This window comes from Priestia sp. SIMBA_032 (genome assembly GCF_046535215.1).
Taxonomy (GTDB): domain Bacteria; phylum Bacillota; class Bacilli; order Bacillales; family Bacillaceae_H; genus Priestia; species Priestia aryabhattai.
In genome coordinates this window covers 20,076-42,089 of sequence record NZ_JAWRXD010000025.1, presented here as the reverse complement: position 1 = coordinate 42,089, position 22,014 = coordinate 20,076, and the positions used below count along the sequence as shown (strand labels likewise).

Here is a 22,014-nt window from a genome sequence, read left to right as displayed (position 1 = left end):
GTTTTATTTAGAAGCTTGTAAAGAATCTTGAAGTTCTTTCATGATTTGTTCTGCACCTTCACGGCTTAGAATTAATTTGCCGCTAGCAAGTTGAATGTTATCATCAGATACTTCACCTGTTACTTGGCAAGTCATGTTTGGTTTATATTTTTTTAAGATGATGCGCTCTTCATCTACATAGATTTCTAGAGCATCTTTCTCTGCAATTCCTAATGTACGACGTAATTCAATTGGAATTACTACGCGTCCTAATTCATCAACTTTACGAACAATACCTGTAGATTTCATGTTAATCGTTCTCCTCTCAATAATCATTTTTCTATGTTATTACTTTCGTCATTATTCGACAATTTCAACGTACTTTCATAATACCAGCGTTTCCAAAACTAGTCAATCATTTTATATGTAAAAAAATGTAGCTGGGAAAAAATTTTTTCTCGACTTGTTTATAAGCTAATTGTGACCGTCAGTCAAGGAATGACAAGGGGTTTCATTGGAAAAAAGATTAATCACCTAAATAGCTTGATATTAACTATTTTGAAGATAGGGTAAATATAATTCGACATAAAACGACAAAATTAGACCTATTTGTCGTTTTTATCAAAGTGACTTTTTGAATGGGGGTATATTTTATATAAAAATAGGGCGAAGCTGATACAATTAACAGGATTATTTTTTAGGAAAATAACGATTATTTAAAAATGAAGTGAATCCGTCATATTCCTGTGTATATAGGAAGAGAATGTTTTGAAATTATCATGTAAAATAGTATGATAGATAGTAGAATAAGAAGACAGGGTTTATATGATTACATCCATATAAATTAAAATGTTGAAATGGAATGTTGGAGGTTATGAACATGGCAGATGGAAATAATACATTTTACATTACTACGCCGATTTATTATCCGAGTGGTAAATTACATATAGGGCACGCATACACGACGGTAGCGGGAGATGCAATGGCTCGTTATAAACGTTTGAGAGGGTTTGACGTACGTTATTTAACAGGTACGGATGAACATGGTCAAAAAATTCAGCGAAAAGCAGAAGAGAAAAACGTGACGCCTCAGCAATACGTAGATGATATTGTCTCTGGAATCAAAGAGCTGTGGGATAAGATGGATATCTCTTATGACGATTTTATCCGTACAACAGAACCAAGACATAAAGAAATCGTGGAAAAGATTTTCGCGCGCCTTTTAAAACAAGGTGATATTTATCTTGATGAGTATGAAGGTTGGTATTCAGTTCCCGATGAGACGTACTATACAGAGCATCAACTAGTAGATCCAATCGTTGAAAATGGAAAAGTTGTAGGCGGAAAAAGCCCGGATAGCGGACACCCTGTAGAGCTCGTTCGAGAAGAGTCCTATTTCTTTAAAATGGGGAAATACGTAGATCGTTTACTAGCTTTTTACGAAGAAAACCCTTCATTTATTCAACCGGAGTCCCGTAAAAACGAAATGATCAATAATTTTATTAAGCCTGGCCTTGAAGACTTGGCTGTTTCTCGTACGACGTTTGATTGGGGGGTAAAAGTTCCAGGTAACCCAAAACACGTTATTTACGTATGGATTGATGCGCTTTCTAACTATATCACCTCTCTTGGGTATGATACAGAGAATGATGAAAACTATCGAAAATACTGGCCGGCTAACGTACATTTAGTAGGAAAAGAAATCGTACGTTTCCATACCATTTATTGGCCAATCATGTTGATGGCCCTTGATTTGCCACTTCCTAAGAAAGTATTTGCTCACGGGTGGTTATTAATGAAAGATGGAAAGATGTCGAAGTCAAAAGGGAATGTAGTAGACCCAGTGACATTGATTGACCGCTATGGATTAGATGCCCTTCGTTACTACTTACTTCGTGAAGTTCCATTCGGTTCAGACGGTGTATTCACACCAGAAGCGTTTGTTGAACGTATTAACTTTGACTTAGCAAATGACCTTGGCAACCTAGTTAACCGTACAGTGGCGATGATTAATAAGTATTTTGATGGTGTTATTCCGACTTATGAAGGAAATGTAACAGAGTTTGATGCACTTATCGTACAAGCTCAAAAAGATACAGTGAATAAATATGAAGAAGCGATGGAGGATATGGAGTTTTCAGTGGCTCTTGCTTCTATCTGGCAATATGTAAGCCGCACGAATAAATACATTGATGAAACACAGCCTTGGGCGTTAGCAAAAGATGAGAATAAGCGTGCAGAACTTGCTTCTGTTATGACACATCTAGCTGAATCAATTCGTCACATTGCGGTATTACTACAGCCATTCTTAACACGTACACCTGAGAAAATTTTTGCTCAGATTGGTGTAAAAGAAGATGTGTTAAAAACGTGGGAAAGCACGACGCGCTTTAATATGCTTAAAGAAGGCACAAAAGTAGAAAAAGGTGAGCCGATGTTCCCTCGTCTAGATCGCGAAGAAGAGGTAGCGTTTATTAAAGAGCAGATGCAAGGAAGTTCTCCAAAAGAAGAAAAACCTGTTGCGAAGGAAGAGCCTTCTGAAGAGATTACGATTGATGATTTCATGAAAGTAGAGCTTCGTGTAGCGCAAGTTACGCAAGTAGAACCAGTTAAAAAGGCAGATAAACTATTAAAGCTGCAGCTTGATCTTGGCTATGAAAAACGCCAAGTTGTATCAGGTATTGCCAAGTTTTATAAGCCTGAAGAATTAGTAGGTCGCAAAGTAATTTGTGTAACCAACTTAAAACCTGTAAAACTGCGCGGTGAACTATCACAAGGAATGATTTTAGCGGGTGAAGATGAGAATGGTCTTTCACTAGCAAGCGTAGATCAAAACTTAGCAAACGGCACGAAGATAAAATAAGTATAGGTAAAAGGGGTGTTTCACGTGTAACATGCGAGGACCCCCTTTTATTCATGGAAAGGATCGATTAGATGTTATTTGATACACATGTTCATTTAAACGCAGAACAGTATGAAGACGATTTGCAAGAAGTAATTAATCGTGCGTTAGAAAAAGGTGTTCAAAACATGGTGGTTGTTGGGTTTGATGAACCTACCATCAAAAAAGCTATTCAAATAGCTGAAACGTACGACTTTATCTATGCTAGTGTAGGATGGCATCCAGTAGATGCAATTGATATGACGGATGAGCACTTAGCTTGGATTGAAGAGTTAGCTCAGCATCCTAAAGTTGTGGCTTTAGGAGAGATGGGATTAGACTACCATTGGGATAAATCACCTAAAGAGGTTCAAAAGGACGTATTTCGCCGTCAAATTCGCTTAGCTCGCAAAGTGAAATTACCTATCATTATTCATAATCGTGATGCAACGGAAGACGTGGTAACCATTTTAAAAGAAGAGCACGTAGAGGAAGTAGGCGGGATTATGCATTGCTTCACGGGCAGTATTGAAGTAGCGAAGCAGTGTATGGATATGAATATGTATATTTCGTTTGGTGGACCTGTTACTTTTAAAAATGCGAAAAAACCAAAAGAAGTTGCTGCAGAGCTTCCTTTAGATAAACTATTAATTGAAACAGACTGTCCTTATTTAACTCCTCATCCATTCCGCGGCAAGCGCAATGAACCTGGTTATGTTTCATACGTAGCAGAGCAAATTGCAGAGTTAAAAGGGATAACGTATGAAGAATTAGCTGATATTACAACGGCTAACGCTAAAAAGCTATTTGGCATTAATGATTAAAACTTTTTCTCATATAACAATCATTTTCGTGTTAAAGTAAAGATAGGCGCAGAGGAGAATGTTATCCTCTGCCTTTTTCAGTTAAAATAACAGGTAGATGTTTTTTAATTTAGTGGATAATAAGATAAAACGTTGATTTCATAGAAGAAAAATGATGTGCGCAACGAGCATTTCATTTTTACTGAAAAGCAAATGAACAAAACTGAATGTTTTGGAGGAAGTAATGAAGATTAAAGAAATTATTGTAGTAGAAGGCCGAGATGACACTGTAGCAGTTAAACGTGCAGTGGATGCGGATACCATTGAGACAAATGGATCAGCTGTAAATGAAGAAACCATTGAGAAAGTAAAATTAGCTCAAAAAACACGAGGCGTGATTATTTTTACAGATCCAGATTATCCAGGACAGCGAATTCGAAATATTGTTTCAGAACGTGTTCCCGGATGTAAACATGCATTCTTAGATAAAGAAGAGGCTCGCCCTAAAAATGGCAAAGGTATTGGAGTTGAACATGCTTCTATTGCATCTATTCAAAAAGCACTAAAAGATGTGAAGCAAGAGTGGATGGGGGCAGCTATGGAGATTTCTCAAGAGGATTTAATCGTAGCTCGTTTGATAGGAGATAGTAAAGCCAAGTCTCGACGTGAAAGAATAGGGAAGTTATTAAAAATTGGTTATGCCAACGGAAAGCAGCTCCACAAACGATTACAGATGTTCCAAATTTCAAAAGAGGACTTTATCAGAGCTGTTGAGCAGATAAATAAGGAGGAAAAGGGATCGTGTTAAAAGATATTGCAACGCCTAATCGAACCAAGGAAATTTTAAAGAAATACGGTTTTACATTTAAAAAGAGTTTGGGACAAAATTTTTTAATTGATACGAACATTTTACATCGTATTGTTGATCATGCGGAAATAACAGAAGAAACGGGAGCTATTGAGATTGGACCTGGTATCGGAGCCTTAACTGAACAGCTAGCAAAGCGCGCAAAAAAAGTGCTGGCATTTGAAATCGATCAGCGTTTGCTTCCGATTTTAGCTGATACTCTTTCTCCTTACTCAAATGCAAAAGTTATTCATCAAGATGTGTTAAAAGCGGATTTAAAAGGGACGCTCGAACAAGAATTCGAAAATATAGAAGATTTAATGGTCGTTGCGAATTTACCGTATTACGTGACGACACCCATTTTGATGAAATTATTAGAAGAGCAAATTCCCGTACGTGGAATCGTTGTTATGCTTCAAAAAGAAGTTGCTGACCGTATAGCAGCTAAACCGGGAACAAAAGAGTACGGTTCACTTTCTATTGCTATCCAATACTATACAGAGGCTGAGACGGTTATGATTGTGCCTAAAACAGTGTTTAATCCGCAACCTAATGTAGACTCAGCTGTTATTCGATTGTTAAGAAGACCGAAGCCAGCGGTAGAAGTCCAAGATGAAGCATTCTTCTTCCAAGTTGTACGAGCAAGTTTCGGACAGCGTCGAAAAACAATTTTAAACAATCTAGTGAACAACTTGCCAAATGGAAAGCAGAAAAAAGCGGACATTGAGCAAGCACTTTCAACTGCTGAAATTGATCCGAAACGAAGAGGCGAAACGTTATCTATTCAAGAATTTGGAAAGCTAAGTGATCAACTTTTAAAATCATTTCGCTAAATTATCACATTTTTATCATGAAGTCATAGGCTATGAAGAGAATTTATTTTTGAAGTAGCAAAGACGGAGTGAAGCATATGAACATCAAAATTGGTGATATAGTTACACGACCTTCTTATCAAAGAGATTTGCTTTTTCGTGTTATAGCTATTAATGACAGCGAAGCGGGGAAATATGCGACTTTAATAGGAGAAGACGTTCGGTTGATTGCGGACGCTCCTTGTACAGATCTAGAGGTTGTGGATGCTAAAGAACAGGATCAAAGAAAAAAACAAGAAGAAGAACTTTTAGAAAGATCCTTGGAGCTTATTCAACAGGATTATCGGCTCGTTCGAGAGAAAACTGAATATAGCATGACAAATGGATACAGCCATTCACATCGCTTATTTCAAATTCCAGGAAAGGTCCTGCACGTAGACGGAGACCCTAATTATTTACGTAAATGTTTGTTGGTTTACGAAAAAATTGGTGTTCCTGTTTATGGTGTTCATTGCGTTGAGTCAGAAATGCCTGAGAAGGTTGGAAAGCTAATTGAGGAAGTAAGACCCGATATTCTAGTGCTGACAGGTCATGATGCCTATTCCAAAGGAAAAGGAAATAAAGATGATCTCCTTGCTTATAGACATTCCAAGCACTATATTCAAACAGTCCAAGAAGCAAGAAAAAGAGTTGGTAATTTAGATCAGCTGGTGATTTTTGCAGGTGCCTGTCAATCGCATTTTGAATTATTGATTCAAGCTGGAGCAAACTTTGCTAGTTCACCTTCACGTGTAAATATTCATGCTCTTGACCCTGTGTATGTAGTAGCAAAACTAAGTTTTACTCCTTTCACGGATCGTATTAATGTATGGGACGTCTTACGTAATACATTAACGGGTGCTAAAGGTTTAGGAGGAGTAGAAACAAAAGGGCTGCTTCGCACGGGCATGCCTTATGAAAGCGATGAGTAGAAATAAAAACAACTGGTTACAGCATGTACACGCATGATGTGCAACCAGTTGTTTTTTCGTATGAAGCCAAAGTATACGCTTAATTACACAAAATCATTTTCAATATTTGCTAAAGATATACATATTTCGTTGAAAAACGAGCATACTAACAGCGAAATGTAGATTCATGTTGAAAATTATTTATTGACACAATTAGAGATAGATTGTTATAATTTTATGTTTTTGACTATTTTTCTAACATGTGTTACACTATACATAGTGAGGTGGACCAATATGGCGAAAACTTTGTCTGATATTAAGCAAGCGCTGGATTTGCACCTAGGCCAACGATTAACTTTAAAAGCAAACGGTGGTCGTAGAAAAACAGTAGAACGTTCAGGTGTATTAACAGAAACGTACCCATCTGTTTTTATCGTTGAATTAGATCAAGAGGAAAACTCTTTGGAGCGCGTTTCGTATAGTTACGCAGATGTGTTAACGGAAACAGTGCAACTAAAATTTTTCTAAGAATGACATAGGCAATATAGCAAGTGGTGATGAGCAGTGGACATTGGTTTACTGCTTTTTTATTGGTCTTTTTTTCAAATTATATATGCATTATTTTTTATACATACTATACATATCGTCCTCGCATTTCTTATGTAAAAGAGCGAGGAGATTCAGGTTGAAATTTCATTTTATACGTAAAGGAGCCATGTGCAATGTCAAGGCGTAGAGGGATTATGTCATCGAAGCTGAAAGAAGAACTGGCTAAAGAACTTGGTTTTTACGATACTGTACAAGCAGAAGGCTGGGGCTCTATTCGGGCAAAAGACGCAGGCAATATGGTGAAGCGAGCTGTAGAGCTTGCACAGCAGCAGCTAAAGCAATAGCATAGTGAAAATCAATGCTTATACGACTATTTAAAGTGAAACGAGGAAAACCGAAGTGTATAACCGCTTCGGTTTTTTTGTCCCAAAATGAAAGATAAAACAGAGGATTAAACAAAGATGTTTAAATGAACAGCTATATCTTGTTCATTTTATGATAAAATAGCGTTAAACTCGATAAGATGAAGTAGGTGAAGTAAGTTGAAATTAATGGTGAAAGCACCGGCTAAAATAAATTTGTCACTTGATGTGTTACATAAACGTCCAGATGGTTACCATGAAGTTAAGATGATTATGACAACAATTGATTTAGCGGACAGAATTGAACTTTCTGACCGTGAAGATGGACGAATTGTTATCTATTCTCATAATCGCTTTGTTCCAGATGACCAGCGAAATCTCGCTTATCAGGCAGCGCAGATTTTGAAGCGACGTTATAACATTTCAAAAGGTGTAAATATATTAATTGATAAACATATTCCAGTAGCTGCTGGATTAGCTGGAGGCAGCAGTGACGCGGCTGCTACATTACGCGGTTTAAATACGTTATGGGAATTAGGTTTATCATTAGACACACTTGCAGAAATAGGGGCTGAGATTGGCTCTGACGTATCTTTTTGCGTGTACGGAGGGACAGCTCTTGCTACAGGACGCGGAGAGATTGTAGAGCATATTGAGGCACCTCCAAGCTGCTGGGTGATTTTGGCTAAGCCTGAAATAGGTGTTTCTACAGCAGATGTATATCGAAACTTAAAAATTGAAGAGATGGATCATCCTAAAGTAGATGAGATGGTTCACGCCATACAATCAGGAAATTATGATCAAATGTGTAGCCTTGTAGGAAATGTATTGGAAGCAGTAACGCTGAAAATGCATCCGGAAGTAGCTCTCATTAAAGAACAAATAAAGCGTTTTGGCGCCGATGCTGTGCTCATGAGCGGCAGTGGGCCAACTGTATTTGGACTTGTACAGCATGATTCACGTATGCATCGCATTTATAATGGATTACGTGGCTTTTGTGATAAAGTTTATGCAGTTAGGCTACTAGGTGAACGAATAACGCTTGAATAAATCCGTATGTTAATGTTATATTTACATTACAATATTCGGATTTTCAGGAGGATGTTATGAAGTTTCGACGTAGTGGACGATTAATTGATATGACCAACTATTTCATTCAAAACCCTCAGCGCCTTATCCCTCTTACGTATTTTGCAGATAAATATGATTCCGCAAAATCATCGATTAGCGAAGATATGGCGATTATTAAACAAACTTTTGAACAGCAGGGTATCGGAACTTTGGTTACGCTACCAGGGGCTGCCGGCGGAGTTAAATTCATTCCAAAGATGACGAATGAAGAAGCTGGTCAGCTTGTTCAAGAATTATGTGGGTTGATTGAAAAACCTGAGCGTTTATTGCCAGGTGGATATTTATATTTAACTGATATTTTAGGGAACCCCCGCGTTGTGAATAAAATCGGTCGCTTGTATGCATCGCTTTTTGCTAACCGCAAAATCGATGTTGTGATGACTGTAGCAACAAAAGGTATTCCTATTGCGTATGCAGTTGCTCAGTATTTAGACGTGCCCGTTGTTATTGTGCGCAGAGACAGTAAAGTAACTGAAGGATCGACCGTTAGTATTAACTACGTGTCAGGCTCATCTAAGCGCATTCAAACGATGCTGTTAGCTAAAAGAAGTTTAGCGGTGGGGTCAAATGTACTCATCATTGATGATTTCATGAAAGCTGGCGGCACTGTAAATGGAATGGTTAGTTTGCTTGAAGAGTTCGATGCAACTGTTGCTGGTATTGGAGTTTTAGTAGAATCAGAAGATATTGAAGAACGTTTAGTGGATGAGTATGTGTCTCTTGTACAATTAACAGATGTAAATATTAAAGATAAACAAATTCGTGTACAAGAAGGCAATTACTTAAAATATATTTGATCAAGTAAGGGAGAGGAACATATGTTACAGGTTCAAACAAAAAATGCACCGCAAGCTATTGGTCCATATTCACAGGGAATTGTTGTGAATAACTTGTTTTACAGTTCAGGTCAAATTCCACTTCGTCCAGATGGTACGTTGGTCGAAGGCGATGTTCAAGTACAAGCTACTCAAGTATTTGAAAATCTAAAAGCAGTTCTTGAAGAAGCTGGAGCTTCTCTAAATACAGTTGTAAAGGCAACCGTGTTCATTAAAGATATGAACGACTTCACAGCGTTAAATGAAGTCTATGGTGACTACTTCGGGGACCATAAGCCAGCACGTTCATGTGTAGAAGTAGCGAGACTACCTAAAGATGTACTGGTTGAAATTGAAGTTATTGCGCTTGTTAAAGGGTAATTAAATTAACAAATTTCTAATAAAAAGCAAGTAACTTCCAATTGTTCACTTTTTTTGCGAAAATTTTCTAAAATTTTTTTCTGAATAGCAGGAAAATACAAAATTCTGTGGAATTAAGTATGTAAAGCTTCGCATAGAAAAAGGTGGTGAACAAGATGGAAGTAACTGACGTAAGATTACGCCGCGTGAACACTGAAGGACGTATGAGAGCGATTGCTTCAATCACATTAGATGGTGAATTTGTTGTTCATGATATTCGTGTGATTGATGGTAATAATGGCTTATTTGTAGCCATGCCAAGTAAACGTACACCGGATGGTGAGTTCCGTGATATTGCACATCCAATCAATTCAAATACTCGCGGAAAGATTCAAGATGCTGTGTTAGCAGAATATCATCGTTTAGGTGAGGTAGAAGTTGAATTCGAAGAAGCGGGTGCTTCGTAAACATATGATACATTAAGAGTCTACTGAAAAGTAGGCTCTTTTCTTTTTGATTACCACTTATATAATTTAACACCTTTGTAAAACTTTAGCATTACCAAAAAATAAAATTCATGACTTATAAATGATTCCTTGAAATGCTGTCATTTTTGATATAATATTCTTAATGGATAAAAAGGTAAAATTGGAGGCCTGTTATGTCAAAAAGATATGCAGTCATATTGGCAGCTGGTCAGGGTACACGTATGAAGTCATCTTTATACAAAGTGTTACACCCTGTGTGTGGCAAACCGATGGTGCAACACGTAATTGATCAGTTATCACGCTTAGATTTAACAAATTTAATTACAGTTGTAGGTCACGGTGCCGAAAAAGTGAAATCACATGTCGGAGATAAAAGCTTATTTGCTTTACAAGAAGAGCAGTTAGGAACAGCTCATGCAGTAATGCAAGCAGAATCTTTACTTGCACATGAAAAAGGTACGACAATTGTTGTATGTGGAGATACTCCGCTTATTACAGCTGAAACAATTGAATCTTTATTAAAGCATCATGAAGCAACAAATGCAATGGCAACTATTTTAACGGCTCATGCAGAAGATCCAACAGGATATGGACGTATCATTCGAAATGAACAAGGCTCTGTTGAAAAGATTGTTGAACATAAAGATGCGACAGAACAAGAGCGTCTTGTACAGGAAATTAATACTGGTACGTATTGTTTTGATAATGAGAAATTATTTGAGACACTTTCAAAAGTTTCAAATGATAATGTACAGGGAGAGTACTATTTACCTGATGTTATCGAAATTCTAAAAAATGAAGGTCAAATTATTTCTGCATATCAAACATCCGATTTTGCTGAAACATTAGGCGTTAATGATCGATTTGCTCTGTCTCAGGCAGAAGAAACAATGAAAAAGCGCATCAACAAGCAGCATATGTTAAATGGAGTGACGATTGTGGATCCTTCTAACACGTACATTTCAGCAGATGCTGTCATTGGCAGAGATACGGTTATTTATCCTGGTACGGTTATTCAAGGAACAGTTGTAATTGGAGAGAATTGTGAAGTAGGACCTAACAGTGAAATTAAAGACTGCAAAATAGGTAATAATACTTCTATTCGCCATTCTGTTGCTCACGATAGTGAAATTGGTCACGAAGTCACAATTGGCCCATTTGCACATATTCGTCCTCAATCATTAATTGGAGATGAAGTGCGCGTAGGAAACTTTGTAGAAATTAAAAAAGCATCTTTTGGCAAAGGTAGCAAAGCTTCTCATTTAAGTTATATTGGAGACGCAGAGGTCGGAAAAGGTGTAAACTTAGGGTGCGGATCTATTACAGTTAACTACGATGGGAAAAATAAATTTTTAACAAAGATTGAAGATGGGGCATTCGTAGGATGTAACTCAAACTTAATTGCACCTGTAACAATTGGTGAAGGCGCCTATGTTGCAGCTGGTTCAACCGTAACGGATGATGTGCCAGGAAAAGCATTATCAATTGCTCGTGCGAAACAAGTAAATAAAGAAAACTATGCTGAAAAGCTTGATATTAATAAAAAATCCTGACGGAGGTTTCACAATAAAATGTCAAATGTATATGCTGATGAAAATTTAAAGTTATTTACGCTAAATTCAAACAAGGCTTTAGCTGAAGAGATCGCAAAAGTAATTGGTGTGGAATTAGGTAAATGTTCGGTTGATCGTTTTAGTGACGGTGAAATTCAAATTAACATTGAAGAAAGTATCCGTGGTTGTGATGTATTTATCATTCAATCAACAAGTGCTCCAGTTAACGAACACTTAATGGAATTATTAATTATGATTGATGCATTAAAACGTGCATCAGCTAAAACAATTAACATCGTTATGCCTTACTATGGCTATGCTCGTCAGGATCGTAAAGCTCGTGCACGTGAACCAATCACTGCCAAGTTAGCAGCAAATATCATTGAAAAAGCGGGAGCTACTCGTATTATCACATTAGATTTACATGCTCCTCAAATTCAAGGTTTCTTCGATATTCCAATTGACCATTTAGTAGGTGTTCCAATTTTAGGTGAATACTTCAAGAGTAAAAACCTTGATGACGTTGTTGTTGTATCTCCGGATCACGGTGGCGTAACGCGTGCTCGCCGTTTAGCGGAACGTCTAAAAGCGCCGATCGCTATCATTGACAAACGTCGCCCACGTCCAAACGTAGCAGAAGTTATGAACATTGTTGGACAAGTGGAAGGAAAAACAGCAATCTTGATTGATGACATGATTGATACAGCTGGTACAATTACAATTGGTGCAAGTGCATTAATTGAAGCAGGTGCAAAAGAAGTATATGCTTGTTGTACACACCCAGTGCTTTCAGGCCCTGCGATTGAGCGTATTCAAAATTCTACAATCAAAGAGCTAGCTGTAACAAACTCTATTGCTTTAACAGAAGATAAGAAAATTGATAAAGTAACAGAACTTTCAGTAGCTCCGTTAATCGGTGAAGCGATTATTCGTGTTCACGAAGAGCAATCAGTTAGTACATTATTTGATTGATAAACAGAACCTCTTTCCATTTGGAAAGAGGTTTTTTTGAAAAAATTTAAATGTGCCAACCCTTGATTTTAAAGCGCTTTGGATGGAATGAACAGAGATATATTACTGTTCAAACTGAGTTTCATGTTTAGCAACCTTCTAAAAAGGGTACATTTTAAGTAGAAAACATACTGGAAGGTGAATAAAATGAGTATTTCAATTCAAGCAAATAAAAGAACGGATTTCAAAAATTCTACAAATAGAAAGATTCGCGACGAAGGAAACTTCCCAGCGGTTGTTTACGGAAATAAAACAGAATCCACACCTATTTACTTAAACAGTGCTGATTTTATTAAGACTATTCGTGAAGCAGGACGCAATGGAGTGTTAACATTACAAGTGGAAAAGCAAAAATATTCCGTAATGTTACATGATATTCAAACCGATCCATTAAAAAACGAAATTGTCCACGCCGATTTCCAAGTGGTCGACATGAAGAAAGAAATTGATACTGAAGTTTCTTTATCTCTAGTAGGAGAAGCAAAAGGAACAAAAGAAGGCGGCGTATTACAGCAGTCTCTATATGAAATTTCATTAAAAGGCTTGCCGCAAGATATCCCATCATCTATTGATGTAGATGTATCAGATTTGGGAATTAATGATACAATCACAGTAGGGGATATTAAGGTAGATAAGAAGCTAGAAATTACGCATAATGCAGAAGATACAGTTGCTTCTGTACTACCTCCTCAACAGGAAGAAGAGCCAGACAGCGGCGAAGTTCAGGATGCTGAAGGCGATGTTGAAGCAACAAAAGAAAAAGATAACGAAGAATAATATAAAAAGACGTAACCAAAAGGTTACGTCTTTTTGTGTGAATTGATTATAATAAAAGTGATACTATATAGTAATGTAAAACATTAAAGACATTTACCTATTATGTACAACTTACATAGAGTGGAAAGGAGTATCTATTTTGAAATTAATCGTTGGTTTAGGGAATCCTGGAAAAGAATATGACCGTACCCGTCATAACATAGGATTTATGGCAATTGATAAAATTGCTGAACAGTTTATGATTTCATTAGATAAAACAAAGTTTAACGGAATATATGGAACAGGTATAATAAAAGGAGAAAAAGTCATATTATTAAAGCCTCTAACATATATGAATTTATCAGGAGAAAGTATTCGCCCGTTAATGGACTATTTTGATATAGACGTCGAAGACTTGCTTGTTATTTACGATGACTTAGATTTACCGTGCGGAAAAGTAAGATTGCGTACAAAAGGAAGTCCGGGTGGCCATAACGGAATAAAATCAATTATTCAGCATTTAAAAACCCAAGAGTTTAACCGAATTCGTATTGGAATCGATCGTCCGAAAAACGGTATGAAAGTAGTTGATTACGTACTAGGGCGCTTTACAGAAGATGAAATGGTTCATATGGAAGAAGCGATGAAAACGTCTGTACAAGCGAGTGAAGATTTTTTAGGTAAACCGTTCTTAGAAGTAATGAATCGCTATAATTAAGTAGAATAAAATTTCTCTCAATCGTCCATACTAACACTAAAAGATTTGGGAGGATTTGTATGTCTATTCATTATTTCTGTAGACATTGTGGCGCAAAAGTCGGTATGATAGAAAAGACAGCTCACAATACAGAAGCACTCGGTTTTAATCACCTAACCGCAGATGAACGAAAAGACTTTATTCACTACCATAATAGTGGAGATATCGTGGTTAAAATTATTTGTGAAGATTGTCAAGAAGCGCTAGAACGAAATCCAGACTATCATCAGTACGAAACATTTATACAATAAAAAGCTTTGGTCTCAAACCAAAGCGTTTTTCTGTTTAGTTTAGACATATCATGGGAGGAGGGAATTCCTTTGCGAGGGATTAGACAGCAATTTGAAGAAAATAAAGAAATTGGAGCTGTTGTCAGCAGTTTAGAAGAAGGTTTGAAAGAACAGTTAGTAACGGGAATTTCCGGTTCAGCTCGATCTGTATTAATGGCACTCTTAAATGAGGATAAAAAATACCCCTTATTAGTAGTGACTCATAATTTATATCAAGCTCAAAAAGTGTATGAAGACCTTTTACATCTTTTACCGGAAAAAGACGTTTTCTTATACCCTGTTAACGATTTAGTTGCTACAGAGGTGGGGATTGCAAGTCCAGAATTAAAGGCTCAGCGAATTGAAGTCCTCAATTATTGGAGTCAACATACAGGTGGAGTAGTTGTAACACCGCTTGCAGGAATTCGAAAGCTGCTGCCTCCTAAAGCAAGATGGGAGCAAACACAGCTGCCGTTTCAAATGGGAATTGACATCGACGTTGATCATTATTTAAAAAGGTTAGTTGAGTTGGGCTATGAGCGGGCATCGATGGTTTCAGCTCCGGGTGAGTTTAGTGTGCGCGGAGGAATCATTGACATTTATCCGTTAACAGAAGAGCTACCTGTCCGAATTGAACTATTTGATACGGAGATTGATTCCATTCGTACTTTTACAATCGAGGATCAACGCTCTCAAGAGCAGTTAAAAGAAATTTCAATCGGTCCTGCTACGGAAATCATTGTGAACCAAAATGAAGTGGCCCAAGGAATTGAAGAACTAGAAGCACAGCTGGCTTCGACGCTGCAACAAGTAAAAAACGCAGCGCTAAAAACTACCTTAACAGAAAATATTAAAGGTGAAATCGAACAGCTGCGTCAAGGTCAGCTTCTTGAAAATATGTTCAAGTATTTATCATTCTTCTACGAATCGCCTGCTAGTTTACTAGATTATTTACCGGAAGGCGGCCTTGTCATCTTTGATGAAACCACTCGAATTCAAGAAACGTCTGATCAGCTTGAAACAGAGGAAGCTGAATGGATAACCGAATTATTAGGACAGGGGCAAATTGTTCGAGACGTTCAATTATCTCATAAGCTCCCATCTCTTATTCAGCGAGCAAAACATCAGTTTTTATACTTATCGTTATTTTTGAAGCACGTATCGTATACGAGTCCGCAAAATATTATTAATATTTCATGTAAGCAGATGCAGCAGTTTTACGGCCAAATGAACTTATTAAAAAGTGAAATTGAACGTTGGAAAAATGCTAATTATACGGTAGTCCTCTTAGGAGCAGATAAAGAGCGCGTGAAAAAACTTGAAGGTGTGCTAGCAGATTATGATATTGATTCATCTATTTTAGATGGAAATGGTCAGCTTGTGCCAGGTCTTGTTCAAATTATTGAAGGCGATTTACAAATGGGCTTTGAACTGCCGATGCAAAAATTAGCTGTTTTAACCGAGGAAGAATTGTTTAAAAAACGGGTAAAGAAATCAAAGCGTCGTCAAAAGCTTTCCAATGCAGAACGTATTAAAAGCTATTCAGAGTTAAACGTAGGTGACTATGTCGTTCACGTGAACCACGGTATTGGCCGTTATTTAGGAATGGAAACGTTAGAGATTAACGGTAATCATAAAGATTATATCCATATCAAATATGAAGGCTCTGACAAGCTGTACGTTCCTGTTGAACAGATTGATCAAGTACAAAAATATGTAGGCTCTGAAGGGAAAGAGCCAAAAGTATATAAACTTGGCGGAAATGACTGGAAGAAAGTGAAACGAAAAGTTGAGTCTTCTGTTCAAGACATCGCTGATGACTTAATTAAACTGTATGCAGAGCGTGAAGCAAGTAAAGGTTATGCATTTTCCCCGGATGGCGATTTACAAAGAGAATTTGAAACAGCTTTCCCTTATCAAGAAACCGAAGATCAGCTTCGTTCTGTACAAGAAATTAAAAAGGATATGGAACATGAAAGACCAATGGATCGTTTGCTTTGTGGAGACGTTGGATATGGAAAAACAGAAGTAGCCATTCGTGCTGCATTTAAAGCTGTGACAGATGGAAAACAAGTGGCTATTTTAGTGCCAACCACTATTTTAGCTCAGCAGCACTATGAAACCATCCGTGAGCGTTTTCAAGACTATCCAATAAACATTGGGCTATTGAGCCGCTTTCGCAGTCGTAAACAGCAGCAAGAAACAATTAAAGGGCTAAAAAATGGGACCGTAGATGTGGTGATTGGTACACATCGTTTACTATCTAAAGACGTGATTTATAAAGATTTAGGATTGTTAGTTATCGATGAAGAGCAGCGTTTTGGTGTAACGCACAAGGAAAAAATTAAGCAAATGAAAGCAAACGTTGATGTCCTTACACTTACAGCAACACCTATTCCACGAACATTACATATGTCTATGTTGGGCGTAAGGGATTTGTCTGTTATTGAAACGCCTCCTGAAAATCGTTTTCCGGTTCAAACATATGTAGTGGAGTATAATCCGGTTTTAGTTCGTGAAGCGATTGAGCGTGAGTTAGCGCGTGATGGCCAAGTTTACTTTTTATATAATCGCGTAGAAGATATTGAACGAAAAGCAGAAGAAATTTCGATGCTCGTCCCTGATGCTAGGGTAACGTATGCCCACGGAAAAATGAATGAAACCGAACTCGAAGCGGTTATCTTAAGCTTTTTAGAAGGCGAATATGACGTGATTGTGAGTACAACCATTATCGAAACGGGAGTAGATATTCCAAATGTAAATACGCTCATTGTCAATAATGCTGATAAGATGGGATTATCACAACTGTATCAATTAAGAGGGCGCGTAGGTCGTTCAAATCGCGTGGCATATGCGTACTTTACGTATCATAAAGACAAAGTACTGACAGAAGTAGCTGAAAAGCGTCTGCAAGCTATTAAAGAATTCACCGAATTAGGTTCTGGTTTTAAAATTGCTATGCGTGATCTTTCAATACGTGGCGCTGGAAACTTACTGGGTGCTCAGCAGCATGGATTTATCGATTCTGTCGGTTTTGATCTCTACTCACAAATGCTTAAAGAAGCGATAGAGGAAAGACGCGGGTCTGATGGAGAAAGTGTAAAATTTAATGTGGAAATGAATCTGGACTTAGATGCGTATATTCCTGATCAGTACATTACAGACGGCCGCTTGAAAATTGAGATGTATAAGCGCTTTAGAGGAATTGAAGCACTAGAGGATATTCAAGAATTGCAGGATGAAATGATTGATCGTTTTGGAGAGTATCCGGCTGAGGTTGAGTATTTGTTTAAAGTAGCTGAAACAAAAGTATATGCAACGCAGAACTTAGTAGAATCTATTCTTCAGTCAAAACAAGAAATTTCTATTCTGCTGTCTGAAGAAGCGAGCTCAACGATAGACGGCCAAAAATTATTCATGCTAGGTGATCAATTTGGCAGAATGGTCAGCTTAGGTATGGAAGGCAAGAAAGTAAAATTAGTGGTTAACGTAAAAGGACTTGCTCAAAAAGAATGGCTCAATATTGTGTATCAGTTAGTAAAAGGAGTAGCGACTGTTAAAAAAGAACAAGTTACGAATTAAAAAGAAGGCTCATTTTTGAGCCTTCTTTTTATATAGCCGAAATAAAAATACCCAAATCCCCATGTTTTGGCGGTTTTTTGGACATTTTTTTAATAAAAGCACACTTTTTAACAAAAAAAGAGATGGTTGGTGAATAGAAGTTGTAGAGTGAAGAATACTAACCTCAACAAAGGTGAACCTTTTATCATATAGCCATCAGTGATATTCACCAACTATTTTAATCATCATATGAAAGAGAGGCTTCAATGAATGAAAGCAACAGGTATTGTTCGTCGTATTGATGATTTGGGTCGCGTTGTGATTCCAAAAGAAATTAGAAGAACACTTCGCATCCGAGAGGGAGACCCGCTAGAGATTTTCGTCGATCGCGATGGAGAAGTTATTTTAAAGAAATATTCGCCAATTAGTGAACTGGGAGATTTTGCAAAAGAGTATGGCGAAGCGCTATACGATAGCTTAGGTCATCCTGTGCTTATTTGTGACCGCGATGTATTTATTGCGGTAGCAGGAAGCTCTAAAAAAGAATACTTAAATAAAAACATTAGTTCTTTAGTAGAATCTGTTATGGAAAGTCGCAGTTCTTCTTTAGTAACTGATGGGAAAAACCTTGAATTTGTCGATGGATACGAAGAAAATATTTCTTCTTACACAATCGGTCCGATTATTGCAAATGGAGATCCGATTGGAGCCGTTGTCATTTTCTCAAAAGAGAAGTCTCTTGGTGAAGTAGAGCATAAAGCAGCCGAAACGGCAGCTAGCTTCTTATCTCGTCAAATGGAGCAGTAAGCGTAATTATCTTTATTTTACATTATTTAATGAAAAGGTAGCAGTTTCTGCTGCCTTTTTTCATGCTGTCTTACCTTAGAAATAAAGAGAACATGATATAATGGTACGGTATTTTATTTATTGGAAAGTGCAGGATGTTTTATAAGAACAAAGCTCTATCCTATTGCGGTTAGCGGCTAATAAAAAGAGCTGTTCACATAATTACAAGCTGCAGGTGAAAGGTGTAGGAATGCAGAAACAATCAAAGCTCTATTCTATTTTTAACGGCGCTATTATTTTAACGCTCGCAGGTTTATTTACGAAAATCTTAAGTGCCACTTATCGTATTCCATATCACCATATTGCGGGAGATATAGGGTTTTATATCTATCAGCAAGTTTATCCGCTATATGGAATTGCGCTACAGCTAGGTACATATGGTTTCCCTGTAATTATCTCAAAGTTAGTAGCTGAGTATGCAGTAACAAATCGGAGAAAGGAAATCCGAGGAATACTTCAAGTTTCATTTGCTTTTTTGTTTGTAGTAGGCTGCACGATATTTGCGTTTGAATATATTTTCGCAGAAACGATTGCCGAGTGGATGGGAGATCGTAAGTTAACGGTTCTCATTCAAATTATTTCATTTTCCTTTTTACTTATTCCGTTTATTGCTGTTATTCGTGGTTATTATCAAGGATTACATAATATGTTTCCTACAGCGTTGTCTCAAATCGCAGAACAAGTTGTACGGGTAGGGACTATTTTGTATCTGTCTATTTTCTTGATCCAACATGGTTATGATTTATATACTGCAGGGGCGGGAGCTATTTTTGGTTCTATAACAGGCGGTATAACATCCCTTATTATTTTATTTTTATTTGTTTTTAGAACAAAGACAAACTCTAAGGGGATATTTCAACGCATAAAAAAAGCAGACATCAAGAGAATATTTAAAATCCTTGTTATTCAAGGCTTATTAATTTGTATTAGCGGTATGGGTCTGCTGTTTATCCAGCTTATTGACTCTTTTACTTTATATTCTAGTCTGACGGCGCACGGCATGGCTGAAGAAGAAGCGCAAATTTTAAAAGGTATTTACGACCGCGGGCTTCCGTTGATTCAACTAGGTACAGTAGTAGGTACAGCTTTTTCGCTTTCACTTGTACCTGTTATTTCTTCAGCCATTGCGAAAAAGAACCTGTCATTTGTGGTTGAAAAAGTTCAGCTGTCTCTCCGTCTATCGCTTGTAGTCGGAGTTGGAGCAGCTTTTGGCTTGATTGCGCTGATGAAACCCATTAATATGCTTTTATACGGTGACTCCCACGGAACGGACGTTTTACAAATTTTGAGCTTGTTAGTTATATTTACAACCGTAGCAGCAACTGCTGGAGCTGTGCTTCAGGGGATGGGAGCTGTTTTCGCACCTGTAATAGCCGTCATCGCTGGCATGACGGTTAAACTGATATTGAATCTTTGGCTAATACCAGATTTTCAAACCGTAGGAGCAGCCATTGCTTCCTCAGCTGGATTCGCTATCGTTGCAGCAATCAATCTATTTTGTCTGTATAAAAAGCTTGCTGTACCTCTTGTTCCGAAAAAGGCAAGTGGAGGTATTTTTATAACGGGCATAGCAATGGTCGTTCTTTTGCAAAGCTATTTATTTTGTTTACATCACTTTGTATGGTCTAATGGTTTAGATACAAGCAAACAAGTGGTTGAAACAGGAGCTGGTGTTTTAATAGGTGGTTTGTTTTATTTGTTTATCATTATGAAACAACGTATTTTTACCGAAGAGGAATTACGTTTACTTCCAATGGGAAGTGTTTTAGCTAAATACGTATTAAAAAATAAATAAGAAGGTGAAGCAATGACAGGTAAAGTAACAGTTATTGGTTTAGGAGCAGGCGATTTAGAACAGCTACCTGTAGGCATTTATCGCTTGCTACAGCAGGAAAAGCATATTTATATGCGCACAAAAGAACATCCTGTAATCAAAGAGTTAGAAAGTGAAGGCTTGACGTATGTATCCTATGATGACGTATACGAATCTCATGATGCATTTGAAGAGGTATATGAACATATATCAAATGATTTAATCGATAAAGCTTCAATAGAAGAAGTGGTGTATGCCGTTCCCGGGCACCCTTTAGTGGCGGAACGTACGGTTCAATTACTTTTACAAAAAGGAAAAGAACGCAGCATTCCTGTTGAAATTAAAGGGGGACAAAGCTTCTTAGACCCAATTTTTGGCGCACTAAAGATTGATCCTATTGAAGGGTTTCAGCTACTAGACGGAACAGATTTAAAGCGAAGCGAAATAGAATTAACGGGTCATGTTCTAATTGCTCAAGTATACGATCAGTTCGTTGCTTCAGAGGTAAAGCTAACGTTGATGGAACACGTTCCTGATGATTATCTCGTTTACATTGTAACGGCAGCGGGAAGCAGTGAAGAAAAAATCCAGCCGGTCAAGCTGTATGAATTAGATAGAGAAATGTCGCTCAATAACTTAACGACTATCTATGTCCCTCCAGTAGCGGACGAAACAATTTTATACCATCAATTTGACGCATTCAGAAGGATTATTGCCACGCTCAGAGGGCCAAACGGATGTCCTTGGGATCAAAAACAAACGCATGAATCGCTCAAGCGCTATTTGCTAGAAGAGTCTTATGAGTTATTAGATGCAATTGACCGCCAAGATGACGATAATATGATTGAAGAGCTCGGTGATGTACTGCTGCAAGTATTGCTTCATGCACAAATCGGTCAAGATGAAGGAATGTTTTCAATTGATGATGTCATTCGCAGTGTTTCAGAGAAAATGGTAAGACGCCATCCGCATGTATTTGGAGAAGTGAGCGTGAAGGATGCAGATGAGGTCTTAAAAAATTGGGATGAAATCAAAAAAGAAGAAAAAGGAGAGGAACCTTCTTCTTTATTAGCTTCTGTACCTGGAGCTATGCCTTCTTTAATGAAAGCGCACGGGTACCAAAAACAAGCTGCAAAAGTTGGTTTCGATTGGTCAGAAGTTGAACCTATGTGGGAAAAAGTACAGGAAGAACTTGCTGAATTCCAAGAGGAAGTACAGCATGCTGATAAAGAAAAAATGAGCGATGAATTTGGAGATATTTTATTTGCTTTAGTGAATATTGCAAGATTTTATAAAATTGACTCTGAAGCTGCATTAGCTAAAACGAATACAAAGTTTTTAAATCGATTTCAATATATTGAAGAAAAAGTGAGAGCTTCTGAAAAACCATTTGAATCTTTTTCGTTAGAAGACTTAGATGAATTTTGGGAAGAAGCCAAAAAAACAGGTTTGTAAAACAGAAAGGTGAGGG

General features: G+C 37.5%; 21 protein-coding genes. 20 read left to right on the top strand and 1 reads right to left on the bottom strand.

The features are described 5' to 3' along the window. Positions 1 to 3: 3 nt before the first annotated feature. Positions 4 to 294, bottom strand: a complete 291-nt coding sequence (abrB, locus tag SB717_RS29790; RefSeq protein WP_170836841.1) for a transition state genes transcriptional regulator AbrB — start codon at positions 292 to 294, stop codon at positions 4 to 6. Positions 295 to 859: 565 nt separating this feature from the next. On the opposite strand from abrB, the gene metG reads away from it, so the two are divergent. The 20 genes from metG to yabN all read left to right on the top strand — a co-directional run bounded on the left by metG (position 860) and on the right by yabN (position 21,998). Then, positions 860 to 2,842, top strand: a complete 1,983-nt coding sequence (gene metG, locus SB717_RS29785) for a methionine--tRNA ligase (protein ID WP_410906189.1) — start codon at positions 860 to 862, stop codon at positions 2,840 to 2,842. 71 nt (positions 2,843 to 2,913) lie between these two features. After that, positions 2,914 to 3,684: a TatD family hydrolase gene (locus SB717_RS29780; RefSeq protein ID WP_074683588.1), complete on the top strand. Its 771-nt coding sequence runs from the start codon at positions 2,914 to 2,916 to the stop codon at positions 3,682 to 3,684. Positions 3,685 to 3,907: 223 nt separating this feature from the next. Next, the gene (rnmV, locus tag SB717_RS29775; RefSeq protein ID WP_074683587.1) at positions 3,908 to 4,471 is read left to right on the top strand and encodes a ribonuclease M5; all 564 of its coding nucleotides are present in this window, start codon (positions 3,908 to 3,910) and stop codon (positions 4,469 to 4,471) included. Continuing rightward, positions 4,465 to 5,343 carry a 16S rRNA (adenine(1518)-N(6)/adenine(1519)-N(6))-dimethyltransferase RsmA gene (gene rsmA / locus SB717_RS29770; RefSeq protein ID WP_013054856.1) on the top strand — a complete coding sequence of 293 codons (879 nt, stop codon included), beginning with the start codon at positions 4,465 to 4,467 and terminating at the stop codon, positions 5,341 to 5,343. Before rnmV ends, rsmA begins: the two co-directional genes overlap by 7 nt. Positions 5,344 to 5,420: 77 nt before the next feature. Then, the gene (gene yabG, locus SB717_RS29765; RefSeq protein ID WP_074683584.1) at positions 5,421 to 6,293 is read left to right on the top strand and encodes a sporulation peptidase YabG; all 873 of its coding nucleotides are present in this window, start codon (positions 5,421 to 5,423) and stop codon (positions 6,291 to 6,293) included. 273 nt (positions 6,294 to 6,566) lie between these two features. Then, entirely contained in the window at positions 6,567 to 6,800 is a 234-nt protein-coding gene (veg, locus tag SB717_RS29760; protein WP_013054859.1) for a biofilm formation stimulator Veg, read from the top strand. Positions 6,801 to 6,994: 194 nt separating this feature from the next. Beyond that, on the top strand, positions 6,995 to 7,165 hold the full coding sequence (locus SB717_RS29755) for a small, acid-soluble spore protein, alpha/beta type (RefSeq protein WP_057242729.1): 171 nt from the start codon (positions 6,995 to 6,997) through the stop codon (positions 7,163 to 7,165). Positions 7,166 to 7,363: 198 nt separating this feature from the next. After that, positions 7,364 to 8,233, top strand: a complete 870-nt coding sequence (gene ispE, locus SB717_RS29750; RefSeq protein WP_013054861.1) for a 4-(cytidine 5'-diphospho)-2-C-methyl-D-erythritol kinase — start codon at positions 7,364 to 7,366, stop codon at positions 8,231 to 8,233. Between the two features lie 56 nt (positions 8,234 to 8,289). After that, positions 8,290 to 9,111, top strand: coding sequence for a pur operon repressor (gene purR, locus SB717_RS29745; protein ID WP_013054862.1), 822 nt, complete (start codon positions 8,290 to 8,292; stop codon positions 9,109 to 9,111). 21 nt (positions 9,112 to 9,132) lie between these two features. Next, positions 9,133 to 9,510 carry a RidA family protein gene (locus SB717_RS29740; RefSeq protein ID WP_045294819.1) on the top strand — a complete coding sequence of 126 codons (378 nt, stop codon included), beginning with the start codon at positions 9,133 to 9,135 and terminating at the stop codon, positions 9,508 to 9,510. Between the two features lie 155 nt (positions 9,511 to 9,665). Next, positions 9,666 to 9,956: a septation regulator SpoVG gene (gene spoVG / locus SB717_RS29735; RefSeq protein ID WP_013054864.1), complete on the top strand. Its 291-nt coding sequence runs from the start codon at positions 9,666 to 9,668 to the stop codon at positions 9,954 to 9,956. Between the two features lie 194 nt (positions 9,957 to 10,150). Next, positions 10,151 to 11,530, top strand: coding sequence for a bifunctional UDP-N-acetylglucosamine diphosphorylase/glucosamine-1-phosphate N-acetyltransferase GlmU (gene glmU / locus SB717_RS29730; protein WP_014462060.1), 1,380 nt, complete (start codon positions 10,151 to 10,153; stop codon positions 11,528 to 11,530). Between the two features lie 18 nt (positions 11,531 to 11,548). Further along, positions 11,549 to 12,502, top strand: coding sequence for a ribose-phosphate diphosphokinase (locus SB717_RS29725; protein ID WP_013054866.1), 954 nt, complete (start codon positions 11,549 to 11,551; stop codon positions 12,500 to 12,502). A gap of 186 nt (positions 12,503 to 12,688) precedes the next feature. Further along, positions 12,689 to 13,318, top strand: a complete 630-nt coding sequence (locus SB717_RS29720; RefSeq protein WP_098623019.1) for a 50S ribosomal protein L25/general stress protein Ctc — start codon at positions 12,689 to 12,691, stop codon at positions 13,316 to 13,318. Between the two features lie 139 nt (positions 13,319 to 13,457). After that, positions 13,458 to 14,015 carry an aminoacyl-tRNA hydrolase gene (gene pth, locus SB717_RS29715; RefSeq protein ID WP_098623020.1) on the top strand — a complete coding sequence of 186 codons (558 nt, stop codon included), beginning with the start codon at positions 13,458 to 13,460 and terminating at the stop codon, positions 14,013 to 14,015. A 59-nt stretch (positions 14,016 to 14,074) separates the two neighbouring features. Then, complete coding sequence (gene fin / locus SB717_RS29710; RefSeq protein WP_013054869.1) at positions 14,075 to 14,305, top strand: anti-sigma-F factor Fin; 231 nt, start codon at positions 14,075 to 14,077, stop codon at positions 14,303 to 14,305. A gap of 69 nt (positions 14,306 to 14,374) precedes the next feature. Continuing rightward, positions 14,375 to 17,905: a transcription-repair coupling factor gene (mfd, locus tag SB717_RS29705; protein ID WP_410906185.1), complete on the top strand. Its 3,531-nt coding sequence runs from the start codon at positions 14,375 to 14,377 to the stop codon at positions 17,903 to 17,905. A 249-nt stretch (positions 17,906 to 18,154) separates the two neighbouring features. After that, the gene (gene spoVT / locus SB717_RS29700; protein WP_028412643.1) at positions 18,155 to 18,691 is read left to right on the top strand and encodes a stage V sporulation protein T; all 537 of its coding nucleotides are present in this window, start codon (positions 18,155 to 18,157) and stop codon (positions 18,689 to 18,691) included. 229 nt (positions 18,692 to 18,920) lie between these two features. Continuing rightward, a complete protein-coding gene (locus tag SB717_RS29695; protein WP_410906183.1) occupies positions 18,921 to 20,525 on the top strand; it encodes a putative polysaccharide biosynthesis protein in 1,605 nt (534 codons plus the stop codon). Positions 20,526 to 20,537: 12 nt separating this feature from the next. Continuing rightward, positions 20,538 to 21,998: a bifunctional methyltransferase/pyrophosphohydrolase YabN gene (yabN, locus tag SB717_RS29690; protein ID WP_074683568.1), complete on the top strand. Its 1,461-nt coding sequence runs from the start codon at positions 20,538 to 20,540 to the stop codon at positions 21,996 to 21,998. Positions 21,999 to 22,014: the final 16 nt, after the last annotated feature.

What these genes read in the sequence shown, in the direction of transcription:
- metG (WP_410906189.1), top strand. Translation starts at nt 860, where the DNA reads ATGGCAGATGGAAATAATACATTTTACATTACTACGCCGATTTATTAT.
- SB717_RS29780 (WP_074683588.1), top strand. Translation starts at nt 2,914, where the DNA reads ATGTTATTTGATACACATGTTCATTTAAACGCAGAACAGTATGAAGAC.
- rnmV (WP_074683587.1), top strand. Translation starts at nt 3,908, where the DNA reads ATGAAGATTAAAGAAATTATTGTAGTAGAAGGCCGAGATGACACTGTA.
- yabG (WP_074683584.1), top strand. Translation starts at nt 5,421, where the DNA reads ATGAACATCAAAATTGGTGATATAGTTACACGACCTTCTTATCAAAGA.
- veg (WP_013054859.1), top strand. Translation starts at nt 6,567, where the DNA reads ATGGCGAAAACTTTGTCTGATATTAAGCAAGCGCTGGATTTGCACCTA.
- SB717_RS29755 (WP_057242729.1), top strand. Translation starts at nt 6,995, where the DNA reads ATGTCAAGGCGTAGAGGGATTATGTCATCGAAGCTGAAAGAAGAACTG.
- purR (WP_013054862.1), top strand. Translation starts at nt 8,290, where the DNA reads ATGAAGTTTCGACGTAGTGGACGATTAATTGATATGACCAACTATTTC.
- SB717_RS29740 (WP_045294819.1), top strand. Translation starts at nt 9,133, where the DNA reads ATGTTACAGGTTCAAACAAAAAATGCACCGCAAGCTATTGGTCCATAT.
- spoVG (WP_013054864.1), top strand. Translation starts at nt 9,666, where the DNA reads ATGGAAGTAACTGACGTAAGATTACGCCGCGTGAACACTGAAGGACGT.
- glmU (WP_014462060.1), top strand. Translation starts at nt 10,151, where the DNA reads ATGTCAAAAAGATATGCAGTCATATTGGCAGCTGGTCAGGGTACACGT.
- SB717_RS29725 (WP_013054866.1), top strand. Translation starts at nt 11,549, where the DNA reads ATGTCAAATGTATATGCTGATGAAAATTTAAAGTTATTTACGCTAAAT.
- SB717_RS29720 (WP_098623019.1), top strand. Translation starts at nt 12,689, where the DNA reads ATGAGTATTTCAATTCAAGCAAATAAAAGAACGGATTTCAAAAATTCT.
- fin (WP_013054869.1), top strand. Translation starts at nt 14,075, where the DNA reads ATGTCTATTCATTATTTCTGTAGACATTGTGGCGCAAAAGTCGGTATG.
- spoVT (WP_028412643.1), top strand. Translation starts at nt 18,155, where the DNA reads ATGAAAGCAACAGGTATTGTTCGTCGTATTGATGATTTGGGTCGCGTT.
- SB717_RS29695 (WP_410906183.1), top strand. Translation starts at nt 18,921, where the DNA reads ATGCAGAAACAATCAAAGCTCTATTCTATTTTTAACGGCGCTATTATT.
- yabN (WP_074683568.1), top strand. Translation starts at nt 20,538, where the DNA reads ATGACAGGTAAAGTAACAGTTATTGGTTTAGGAGCAGGCGATTTAGAA.